At 61.6% G+C, this 12178-nt stretch carries 7 protein-coding genes; all 7 read left to right on the forward strand.

Going from position 1 to position 12178, the window contains the following annotated elements; translation table 11 throughout:
* The first annotated feature begins 123 nt into the window (after window positions 1–123).
* On the forward strand, window positions 124–1278 hold the full coding sequence (dnaN, locus tag Q0J57_RS09400; protein ID WP_297219585.1) for a DNA polymerase III subunit beta: 1155 nt from the start codon (window positions 124–126) through the stop codon (window positions 1276–1278).
* Window positions 1278–3680 carry a DNA topoisomerase (ATP-hydrolyzing) subunit B gene (gyrB, locus tag Q0J57_RS09405; RefSeq protein ID WP_297219587.1) on the forward strand — a complete coding sequence of 801 codons (2403 nt, stop codon included), beginning with the start codon at window positions 1278–1280 and terminating at the stop codon, window positions 3678–3680. Before dnaN ends, gyrB begins: the two co-directional genes overlap by 1 nt.
* A 207-nt stretch (window positions 3681–3887) precedes the next feature.
* Window positions 3888–6419 carry a DNA gyrase subunit A gene (gyrA, locus tag Q0J57_RS09410; RefSeq protein WP_297219589.1) on the forward strand — a complete coding sequence of 844 codons (2532 nt, stop codon included), beginning with the start codon at window positions 3888–3890 and terminating at the stop codon, window positions 6417–6419.
* A 169-nt stretch (window positions 6420–6588) separates the two neighbouring features.
* Complete coding sequence (gene purF, locus Q0J57_RS09415; RefSeq protein WP_297219591.1) at window positions 6589–7995, forward strand: amidophosphoribosyltransferase; 1407 nt, start codon at window positions 6589–6591, stop codon at window positions 7993–7995.
* Window positions 7996–8004: 9 nt separating this feature from the next.
* Entirely contained in the window at window positions 8005–9279 is a 1275-nt protein-coding gene (hisS, locus tag Q0J57_RS09420) for a histidine--tRNA ligase (protein ID WP_297219593.1), read from the forward strand.
* Window positions 9272–11119, forward strand: coding sequence for an aspartate--tRNA ligase (gene aspS / locus Q0J57_RS09425; RefSeq protein WP_297219595.1), 1848 nt, complete (start codon window positions 9272–9274; stop codon window positions 11117–11119). Before hisS ends, aspS begins: the two co-directional genes overlap by 8 nt.
* A gap of 124 nt (window positions 11120–11243) precedes the next feature.
* Window positions 11244–12104 (forward strand): DMT family transporter, encoded by an 861-nt coding sequence (locus tag Q0J57_RS09430; protein WP_297219597.1) that lies wholly within the window; start codon window positions 11244–11246, stop codon window positions 12102–12104.
* The last annotated feature ends 74 nt before the right edge of the window (window positions 12105–12178 follow it).

Genomic DNA, 12178 nt, shown 5'->3' on the forward strand with positions numbered 1-12178 from the left:
CGGAGCATGTGCCATCCGTTCCTGATAACGGGCGGGAAATGTCAGTAAAAAAATCATGAAAATCAAAGCCTTGGCCGGATTGGTAACATAAAAGCCCAACGTATTACCACAAGGATTTTCTTTATGAAACTCTCTGTAATGAAAGAGCAGATCATCGATGGCCTGCAAAAGGCCGCGGCCATCATTCCCGCCAAGGCAGGGGCGGCCTATCTGCGTTCCATCTGGCTGCGGGCCGATGCCGGCAGCCTTTCCGTCATGGCCACGGATGCCAATATCGAATTTACGGGACGCTATCCGGCAGAAGTGCAGGAAACGGGCCTCATCGGCGTGCAGGGGCGGGCCTTTGTGGACCTTGTCCGGCAGCTGCCGGCCGGCCCCCTGCAGCTGACCCTGGATGCGGAAAGCCATACCCTGCTGCTGGAACAGGGACGCCGCAGCTACAAGCTGCCCGTCAATGGCGAGGAATGGTTTCAGAATTTTTCGGCCTTTCCCGAAGGTGAGGCCGTCACCTGGTCCGGCGATTTCTTGCAGGACCTGCTGGACAGGGTGGTGTTCTGCATCAGCGATGATGACGCCATGGACGCCATTGCCTGCCTGTACATGAAGCCCACGGGCAACGGGCGTATTGATGTCTGCGGTCTCAACGGCCATCAGTTTGCCCTGGTGTCCTTTGTGCATGACGAGCTGGCCGCCCGGCTGCCCCAGGACGGCGTGCTCATCCAGAAAAAGTACCTCCAGGACCTCAAGAAGTGGCTGGGCGTGGACGAGATCGAACTGAACATCACGGACAAGCGCCTGTACCTGCGCACGCTCAACGGCGCCGAAAGCCTGAGCCTGCCCCGTGCCGGGCATCAGTATCCCGACTACAATGTCTTCATGAGCCGCCTGGAAGGGGAGGGTGCAAGCCGCCTGACGGTGGACCGTCGGGAAGCCATGGATGCCCTGGGCCGCATTCTCATCTTCAATACCGAAAGCGACCGCTGCACCTATCTGGACCTTTCGGCGCAGGAAGCCCAGCTTTCTGCCCAGGGGCAGGATACGGGATCGGCAAGCGAGAATCTGGAAGTAACGTATGATGGCAGCATCCGCCGCATTGCCTTCCCCACGCGCAACCTCATGGAAGTGCTGGGGCATTTTGTGTCCGCCTCGGTTGATCTGACGCTGACCGGCGCCGAGGGACCGTGCGGCATCCGCGGCAGTGACGATCCCGATTATACGGTCATCATCATGCCCATGAAGGTTTCCGAAACGACCTATTACAGCGAGGAAGACGTTTAATGGCTCCTGACAATGCCGCCGGCAGTTACAATGCCGCCTCCATCACCATTCTTGAGGGACTTTCCGCCGTGCGGAAGCGCCCGGCCATGTACATTGGTTCCACCGATGCGCGCGGCCTGCACCACCTGGTGTATGAAGTGGTGGACAATTCCATCGACGAAGCCATGGCCGGCTTCTGCACGCATATCACCGTCATCCTGCATGCCGACAATTCCGTCACCGTGCGTGATGACGGGCGCGGCATTCCGGTGGACATTCACCCCAAGGAAGGGGTGCCCGCCGTTCAGGTGGTCATGACCAAGCTGCATGCCGGCGGCAAGTTTGACAATAACAGCTACAAGGTTTCCGGCGGCCTGCACGGCGTGGGGGTTTCCTGCGTCAATGCCCTTTCCGAATCGCTCACCGTCACGGTGCGCCGCGACGGCAAGCGCTACCGCCAGCACTATGCCCGCGGCGTGCCCCAGGACGAATTGCAGGTCATCGGTACCCATGTGGAAGGGCACGGCACGACCGTGACCTTCAAGCCGGACGAGGAAATTTTCGAGGTTCTGGAATTCTCCTATGACACGCTGAAAAAGCGCTTCGAGGAGCTGGCTTACCTCAACCGCGGTCTGACCATCGAGTGCATTGACGAGCGCACGGGACAGAAGCATGTGTTCCTCGCCGACGGAGGCATCCGTCAGTTTGTCATGGACCTCAACGAGGGGGAAACGCCCCTGCATCCGGTCATTGACTGCGAAGGCGTGCAGGACAATGTGACCGTGGACTTTGCCATGCAGTACACGGCCGCCTACAAGGAAAACATCCATACCTTTGCCAACAATATCCGCACGGCAGAAGGGGGAACCCATCTGGTGGGCTTCCGGACGGCGCTGACCCGCGCCATCAACGGCTATGTGAAGAACCAGCCGGATATTCTCAAGAAGCTCAAGGGAACGGTGCTCTCCGGGGACGATGTGCGCGAGGGGCTGACGGCCATTGTGAGCGTCAAGCTGCCGCAGCCGCAGTTCGAGGGCCAGACCAAGACCAAGCTGGGAAACAGCGAGGTGGCCGGCCTGGTGGCCGGCATTGTCTACGACAAGCTCAATGAATATTTCGAGGAAAATCCCAAGGATATCCGCACCATTGTAGAAAAGGCCATGGATGCGGCCCGCGCCCGCGACGCTGCCCGGCGCGCCAAGGAACTGGTGCGGCGCAAGGGGGCGCTGTCGGACAATGCCCTGCCCGGCAAGCTGGCTGACTGCCAGAGCAAGGACCCTGCGGAGTCGGAACTGTTCATCGTGGAAGGGGACTCGGCAGGCGGTTCGGCCAAGCAGGGGCGCAATCCCCGCAATCAGGCCATTCTGCCCCTGCGGGGCAAGATTCTCAATACGGAGCGCACCCGCTTTGACAAGATGCTGGCCAACAAGGAGGTCAAGAACCTCATCACGGCCATGGGCGCGGGCATCGGCGCCGAAGATACGGACCTGGACAAGCTGCGCTACCACAAGATCATCATCATGACCGATGCTGACGTGGATGGCGCCCATATCCGCACCCTGCTGCTGACCTTCTTTTTCCGCCAGTATCAGGAAATGGTGGAAAAGGGTTATGTCTACATTGCCCAGCCGCCCCTTTACCGGGCGCACAATGCCCGCTTTGAAAAGTTCATCAAGGATGATGCGGAACTCAATGACTTTCTGCTGCATCGCGTGAGCGAGGATGTGACCATCGTGGCGGAGAACGGCCGAAGCTATACCGGTCAGGACCTGCTGGACCTCATGCGCCGCATCGAAAAGCTGGAAGTCCGGGTGAACGATGCGGAAAATACCGGCATGCCGCGCGACCTCTTCCTGGCGCTGGTCATGTATGACCGCCCCGTGGACGCGGAGCTGGTGCAGTCCGGCAGCGAGGACCTGCTGCAATGGCTCAACGGGCATGGCTATCTGCTGACCCTGGAACGGGAAGCCAGCGAGGAAGGGGAAGAACGTGTCTTTGCCGTTTTCGAGAGCACGGGCAGTCACCATACCCGGCGGGGCATGGAATTCTTTGCCTCCCGGCTCTACCGGCAGAGCTGGCAGCTCTTTGACGCCCTGCGTACGGAATGCGGCGGCTTCAGCTTTACCCTGCGCCGCCGGGATGGCGAAGCCAAGGCCGACAGCATCTTCAGCCTCATGCAGATGACGCTGGACGAGGCCCGGCGCGGCATCAACATCCAGCGGTACAAGGGCCTGGGCGAAATGAACCCCGAACAGCTCTGGGTAACCACCATGAATCCCGAAAACCGCGTGCTGTTCCAGGTTTCGGTGGAAGATGCCAACGAGGCGTCGGATGCCTTCGAGGAACTCATGGGAGATCGTGTGGGGCCGCGCCGGGAATTCATCGAGCGCAATGCCCTGAGCGTGCAGGACCTGGATATCTAGGCATGTCCGCGGCGGCCCGGAGAGCCGCGGCACGGACCATGCGTGCCGCGCTGTGCCGGCTGCCTGGGCGGCTTCTGCCTGTTCCCCTGTCAGCAGGCGGGGTGCCGCAGCGGCCTGACAGGGCTGCGTCCTTCGGGAACGCCATCATGCGGGAACGCCATCATGTGACGGGCCACAGGCCCCTGATACTTCATCAACGAGGCAAACGTGTCTGAACAAGCCAAAATCGATATCGAGCGGGAACTGCGCAAATCCTATCTGGAGTATTCGCTGTCGGTCATCATCGGGCGTGCCATTCCCGATGCCCGCGACGGCCTGAAGCCCGTGCACAGGCGCATCCTCTTTGCGCAGTCCGAGCTGGCCAATACCTATAACAGGCCGCACAAGAAGTCCGCCCGCATTGTGGGTGACGTCATCGGTAAATATCATCCGCATGGCGATTCGGCCGTCTATGATGCCCTGGTGCGCATGGCGCAGGATTTTTCCATGCGCGATCCGCTGGTGGACGGGCAGGGCAACTTCGGTTCCATAGACGGCGACTCGCCGGCAGCCATGCGGTATACCGAAGTGCGCATGTCCCGCCTGGCAGGGGAATTTCTGGGTGATCTGGACAAGGACACCGTGGATTTCCGCCCCAATTACGACAATACCCTTCAGGAACCGTCGGTTCTGCCCACCAAGGTGCCCAATCTGCTGCTCAACGGCTCGTCGGGCATTGCCGTGGGCATGGCCACCAATATTCCGCCGCACAATCTCGGGGAACTGTGCGATGCCCTGCAGATGCTGCTGGACAATCCGCAGGCCAGCGTGGATGACCTCATGGAGGTGGTCAAGGGACCGGACTTCCCCACGCGCGGCTTTGTCTATGCCGGCAAGGGGCTGTACGATGCCTACCACACCGGGCGCGGTACCGTGAAGGTGCGCGGCCGCGTGGAGGTGGAGGAGCGCAAAAAGGGCCTTCAGGCCGTGGTCATCCGCGAAATTCCCTTTGGCCTCAACAAGTCCGTGCTGGTGGAAAAGATTGCGGCCCTCATCAATGACCACAAGATAGACGGCATTGCCGACCTGCGGGACGAATCGGACCGCAAGGGCATCCGCGTGGTCATTGACCTCAAGCGCGGCACCATACCGGACATTGTCATCAATGCCCTGTACAAGTACACGCCGCTGGAATCCAGCTTTGGCATCAATATGCTGGCCGTGGTGGACAACCGGCCCGTGCTGCTCAATCTGCGCACGGCCCTCACCTGCTTTGTGGATCATCGCCGCGAGGTGGTCATCCGCCGCACGCGGCACGATCTGGCCAGGGCCGAGGCCCGCGCCCACATTCTGGAGGGCCTGCGCATTGCCATTGACCATATTGACGAGGTGGTGGCCCTTATCCGGGCTTCTGCCAGTCCGGACGAGGCCCGCACCGGCCTCATGGCCCGTTTCGAGCTTTCCGAAATTCAGGCCAGGGCCATTCTGGACATGCGCCTGCAGCGCCTCACTGGTCTCCAGCGCGAGGAACTGCTGGCCGAATACCGCGACCTGCTGCAAAAGATCGAATTCTACCATTCCGTGCTGGAAAATACCGAGGTCCTGCGCGGGGAACTCAAGCGCGAAATCGCCGAAATCCGCGATACCTATGCCACGCCCCGCCGTACCGAAGTGCTGGCCGAGGCCCTTACCGGCATCGAGATCGAGGACCTCATTCCCGATGACGAGGTGGTCATCACCCTGTCCCGTCGTGGCTACATCAAGCGTACCAATCTGGAAAACTACCAGCAGCAGAAGCGCGGCGGCAAGGGCATTGCGGCCCTGCACACCTCGGAAGACGATTATGTGCAGGACTTCTTGACCACCACCAATCATCAGTACCTCTGCCTCTTTACCAACAGGGGCCGCATGCACCAGCTCAAGGTGCATCAGGTGCCCGAAGGCAGCCGCACGGCCAAGGGCGTGCACATAAACAACCTGCTGCCCATGGAAGAAGGCGAATGGGTGACCACGGTGCTGGCCCTGCGCGAATTTGCGGAGGACAAGTATTTCCTCTTTGTGACGCGGCGGGGCATGGTCAAGCGCTCTTCGGCATCGCTCTATGCGCGCTGCCGCAAAAGCGGTCTCATTGCCGTGGGCCTGCGCGAGGATGACGAACTGGTGGTGGTGCGTCCCATCCGCGACGACAGCCACGTGGTGCTGGCCACGGCAGAGGGCTATGCCATTCGGTTCAGCTGCCGGGATGTACGGCCCATGGGCCGGGGCGCCACGGGCGTCAAGGGCATTGCCCTGCGTCGTCAGGATGTGGTGGTGGCCGGTGTCATGCTCAAGGAATATGATCAGACAACGGAAATCATGTCCATATCCGCCAATGGCTACGGCAAGCGCACCCGCGTGGACCTGTACCGCATGCAGACCCGGGGCGGAAAGGGCATCATCAACTTCAAGGTGACGGCCAAGACCGGTCCCGTGGTGGGTGCCATGCCCGTGCGGGACAATGACGGCCTCATCATGCTGACCTCGGCCAACAAGATTGTGCGCATCGGCGTGGATGACGTGCGCAGCAAGGGCCGGGCCACCATGGGCGTCATGCTGGTGCGTCTGGATGAGGGCGCCCGCGTGGTGGGCTTTGACCGTCTGGACGAAGGCGGGCAGAGTGGCCATCGTCTGGACAGTGATGACGAGGACACGGCGGTCCAGACGCCGGAGAGCAGCCCGGCAGAAGCGCAGACCCCTGATCAAACCCCGTCCGGCAACTGAGCTGCCGGCAGAAAGAGCGGGCGGCACGTTGACGACGGGCCGCCCGTCGTATAGGCCTAGAGGCCGTTGCCGCGCTGTGACGTGGCGCATGCGCCTTGACGAAAACTGAACCCCTTGTGCCCTTGCAGCGGGCCGGACCGTCTTGGGCCGGGGGAAAAGAGGATAACGGATGATTCGTCACGAATGTGGTCTTTTCGGCATTTACGGGCATGAGGATGCGGCCCGACTTACCTATTTCGGCCTGTATGCCCAGCAGCATCGCGGCCAGGAAAGCGCGGGCATAGTGACCTGGGACGGCAGCACCCTGCATGACTACAAGGGCATGGGCCTGGTTCCCGATGTGTTCTCGGAATCCGTGCTCAGGGACCTGGAAGGGGACGTGGCCATCGGCCATGTGCGCTATTCCACCACGGGGCGTTCGCAGATGCGCAATGCCCAGCCCTTTGTGGCCCATTTTCGCGGGCAGGACATTGCCGTGGCCCACAACGGCAATCTGGTAAATACGGTGGAGCTGCGCGAGGAACTGGAAAGCGACGGGGCCATTTTCAGCACCACCAATGATACCGAAGTCTTTGTGCACCTGCTGGTGCGCGCCCTGCGCACCAAGAATCTGGTGGATGCCGTGCGTGACACCTGTGCGCGGGTGCGCGGCGCCTACTGCCTGCTGGTCATGTGCGGCAATACGCTGGTTGCCGTGCGCGATCCGCACGGCATGCACCCCCTGGCCCTGGGCCGTCTGGACAACAGCCCGGTTTTTGCGTCCGAAACCTGCGCCTTTGATCTGCTGGAAGCGGATTACGAACGCCCCATCGCCGCCGGCGAAGTCTATGTGGTGGACGAAAACGGCGAACGCAGCCTGCGCCTGCACGGACCGTTTCCGGAAAAGCCGCGCCAGTGCATCTTTGAGCTGGTCTACTTTGCCCGTCCGGATTCCTTTGTTTTCGGCGAGCAGGTCTATCAGTGCCGCAAGCAGATGGGCTGGCAGCTGGCGCACGAATCCACACCCGATGTGGACTTCATCATGCCGTTTCCGGATTCGGGCGTCTATTCGGCCGTGGGCTTTGCCCAGTGTGCCGAACTGCCCTACGAGCATGCCATGATCCGCAATCACTATGTGGGGCGTACCTTCATCCAGCCCACTCAGAGCATGCGCAACTTCGGCGTGCGTGTGAAGATCAATCCCGTGCGTTCCATGATCGAGGGCAAGCGCATCTGCATTGTGGATGATTCCATCGTGCGCGGCACCACCATGCGCACCCGCGTCAAGAAACTGCGCGAGCTGGGCGCCAAGGAAGTCCACATCCGCATCAGCTCTCCGCCGGTGAAGTTTCCCTGCTTCTACGGCATCGACTTTCCCTCGCGTTCGGAGCTGGTGGCTGCCGGCATGAGCCTTGAGGACATCGTGAAGGAACTGGATGTGGATTCCCTGCATTATCTGTCCATCGACGGCCTGCTGCGGTCAGTCATGCATTCCGACAGTTACTGCCTGGCCTGCTTCAACGGGGACTATCCCATTCCCTGTGCCGAAGTGGAGAGGCTTCGTCTTGAAAATCCCTGCGTGAAGAGCAACTGCTGAGGGGGACCAATGGCAGCTCATGTAACCCGCATCAAGGGGTTTGCGGACATGTTTCCGCCGGACTCCGATGCCTTTACCTTTATGGAAGCCACGGCGCGCCGCGTGTTCGGCCGCTGCGGCTTTGTGGAACTGCGCACGCCGGTGCTGGAATTTACCGATCTGTTCCGGCGTTCCATCGGTGAGGAAACCGATGTGGTGCAGAAGGAAATGTTCACCTTTCCCGACCGTAACGACCGCCTCATGACCCTGCGGCCGGAAGCCACGGCCGGTGTCATGCGGGCCTATATCGAGGATGCCCGGCATACCCGCGAAAGCGTGAGCCGCCTGTTCACCACCGGTCCCATGTTTCGCTATGAGCGCCCGCAGAAGGGGCGCATGCGCCAGTTCCATCAGATCAACTGCGAATGCCTTGGCTCGCACAGCCCCTATGCCGATGCGGACATGATCGTCATGCTCATGCGCTTTCTGCGCGAAATCGGCCTGACGGACCTGAGCCTCAAGATCAATTCCCTGGGCTGCGCCACCTGCCGTCCGGTCTTCAAGAAAGCCCTGGTGGACTATCTGAGCGGTCTGGCAGGGCAGGGGCAGCTTTGCGAGGACTGTACGCGCCGCATGCAGACCAATCCCCTGCGCGTGCTGGACTGCAAGCAGGAAAGCTGCCGCAGCCTCACGGACAAGGCGCCGCATCTGCTGGACTATACCTGCCCGGACTGCCGCCAGCATTTTGAAACGGTGCTGCGCCTGCTGGATGCCGAAAAGGTGGACTATACGGTGGATCACCGTCTGGTGCGCGGCCTGGACTACTATTGCCGCACCACCTTTGAGGTGGTAAGCGGAAACATCGGTTCGCAATCCGCCGTGGCGGGCGGCGGGCGCTATGACGGCCTGGTCAAAAGCCTGGGCGGTCCCGATGTGCCCGGCGTGGGCTTTGCCTGCGGCATGGAGCGCCTGGCTCTGCTGCTGCCGCAACGGACGGCCCCGCGCCCCTGTTTTTACATGGTGGGCATGGACGATGCCGCCCGCGAGGTCTGCTTCGGGCTGACCCAGCGCCTGCGCGAGGCAGGGCTGCACGGCGAAATGCACATCGGCGAGGGCGGCTTCAAGAGCAGCATGCGTCAGGCCGGCAAGTCCGGCGCGCGCTTCTGTCTCATCATCGGCCCCGATGAACTGGCGGCCGGTACGGTGGTGGTGAAGAATATGGACAGCGGTGAACAGCAGGCCATGCCGCAGTCCAGCGTGGTAGAACATCTGGCCTCTTTCCCCGGCGGTGGCGAGCATGAGTGAGCAGACCCAGAATCAGGACCTTCAGCTGGAGCATCAGAAGTATATTGAAGACGTGGGCGACTGGACCCGCACCCATTCCTGCGGGCAGCTGACCCTGGCCGATGACGGGGCCGAGGTCTGCCTCATGGGCTGGGCGCAGTACCGCCGCGACCACGGCGGTCTCATCTTTGTGGACCTGCGCGACCGTGACGGCCTCACGCAGGTGGTTTTCAGTCCCGAAGTGTCGGCGGCAGCCCACGAAAGCGCCCACATTCTGCGCTCCGAATATGTGCTGGCCATCCGGGGCAGGGTGCGTCCCCGCCCCGAAGGCATGACCAATCCCAACCTGGTCACCGGCGGCATCGAGGTGGTGGTGACGGAATGGAAGCTGCTCAATACCTCCAAGACGCCCCCCTTCCCCATTGAAGACCGCACCGATGCCGGCGAAAATCTGCGCCTGACCTGGCGCTATCTGGACCTGCGCCGGCCGCGCATGCAGGCCAACCTGCGCCTGCGCCACCGGGTGGCCCAGTCCATCCGCCGCTATCTGGATGAAGGCGGTTTTCTGGAGGTGGAAACCCCCATTCTTACCAAGTCCACCCCCGAGGGCGCCCGCGACTTTCTGGTGCCCAGCCGCCTGAACAATGGCGAATTCTACGCCCTGCCGCAGTCGCCGCAGCTTTTCAAGCAGCTGCTCATGGTGGGCGGACTGGACCGCTATTTCCAGATTGTGCGCTGCTTCCGTGACGAAGACCTGCGGGCCGACCGTCAGCCGGAATTCACGCAGGTAGATATCGAGATGAGCTTTGTGGATGAGGAAAAGGTCATGACCATGGCCGAAGGCCTCATGGTGCGCGTCTTCAAGGAAGTCATGGGCATGGATATTCCCCATCCCTTCCCGCGCATGAAGTATGAAGAAGCCATGGCCCGCTTTGGCGTGGACAAGCCGGATACCCGCTTCGGTCTGGAACTGCACGATATCACGGACATTGTGCGCGGTTCGGGCTTCAAGCTCTTTGCTGCGGCCAGGCTGGTCAAGGCCATGAAGGTTCCCGGCGGCGAAAGCATGACCCGCAAGGAAATTGACGCCTATACCGATTTCGTCAAGATTTACGGCGCCCAGGGACTGGCCTGGATCAAGATCAGGGAAAACGAATGGCAGTCGCCCATTGCCAAGTTCCTTTCCGACGAAGAGCGCAAGGGCATAGCCGCCGCGCTGGACCTGAAGGTGGGAGACATCGTCTTCTTCCAGGCCGGCGAACCGGCCATGGTCAATGCCGCGCTGGGCAACCTGCGCGTGCATCTGGGCAATCAGCTGGGTCTCATTCCCGAAGGCAGCTTTAATTTCCTCTGGGTTACCGAGTTTCCGCTCTTTGAATACGACGAGGAAGAAAAGCGCTACGTGGCCTGCCACCATCCCTTTACCTCGCCGGCACCCGGACATCTGGAACTCATGCGCAGCGATCCGGCCCATACCCGTGCCCGCGCCTATGACATGGTGCTCAACGGCAATGAAGTGGGCGGCGGTTCCATCCGCATTCATTCGGCCGAGGTGCAGCGCCGCATGTTCGAGGCCCTGGGCTTCACGCCGGAACTGGCCGAGGAGCAGTTCGGCTTTCTCATCAATGCCCTGGAGCAGGGCGCGCCGCCGCACGGCGGCCTGGCCTTCGGCCTGGACCGCCTGGTCATGCTGCTGGCCGGCGCCCAGAGCATTCGCGATGTCATTGCCTTCCCCAAGACCCAGAAGGCCACCTGCCTCATGACGCAGGCGCCCTCGCCCGTATCGGCCAAGCAGCTGCGTGAGCTGGGACTGCGCCTGCGGGAAACGGACAAGCCCGCTGATGCCGCAGCGCAGCAGTAAGGCTGCGGGCCACTGACCATTTGAACGGAAGAGGGAAGGGACCCTGTTGCAACGGTCCCTTCCCTTCTCTTTTTTGCTCTTGGCGCGGCCGGACGCGCGGCAAAAATCCATGGGAGGGAGACGCGTGACATCCACGCGAGCGGCCCTTGTGGCCATGCATCTGGCAACGGTGCTTTTTGGCATATCCGGTGTTTTCGGGCGGCTGACGCAGTGCAGTGCTGCCATGATTGTTTTTGGGCGCACGGTTTTTGCCCTGGGCCTGCTCTGGCTGCTGCTGCAATGGCGCGGGCAACGTCCCTGGCAGGGCCTGAACAGGCGGCAGCTGGGCGGTCTTGCCTGTTCCGGTGTGCTGCTGGCCCTGCACTGGTATACCTTTTTTCAGGGGATCAAGGTGGGGGGCGTGGCCGTGGGCACCCTGGGCTTTGCCTGCTTTCCCGCCTTTGTGGCCCTGTTTGAGCACATGTTCTTTCACGAGCGCATTACTCGTGTGGAAAAGGCCCTCATGCTGGCCGTGACCCTGGGGCTGATCCTGGTGACGCCGCGCTTTGACCTGCGTGACGGCGGTACGGCGGGCCTGCTGTGGGGCATTGCTTCCGGGGCCATCTATGCCCTCAATGCCATTGCCAACCGCTTTTTTGTGCACCGCATCAGTGGCGAACAGGCCTGCTGGGTGCAGTATGCCGTCATTGCGCCCCTGACGCTCTGCATTGTGGCCGGCGAGCTGCCGCGGGTCACGGCCATGGACTGGCTGTGGATAGCCTGCCTGGGGCTGCTGTGCAGCGGACTGGCCTATACCCTGTATGTCAACAGCCTGCGCGTGCTGACGGCCCGTCTGGCGGCCATCATCATTGCGCTGGAACCGGTCTATGCCATTCTGGTCAGCTGGCTTTTGCTGCACGAAACGCCGTCCCTGCGCATGCTGTGCGGCGGGGTCATCATTCTGGGGGCCGTGGTGCTGGCAGGACTGCGCCGGCAGCGGGCCTGAGGCTGACAGCCGGCAGCGGGCAGCAACTATTGCGGCTGTGCGGGCCTTCCTGTATGCTCATACGTCAAGCCGGC

This window comes from uncultured Desulfovibrio sp., from assembly GCF_944324505.1.
Taxonomy (GTDB): Bacteria; Desulfobacterota; Desulfovibrionia; order Desulfovibrionales; family Desulfovibrionaceae; genus Desulfovibrio.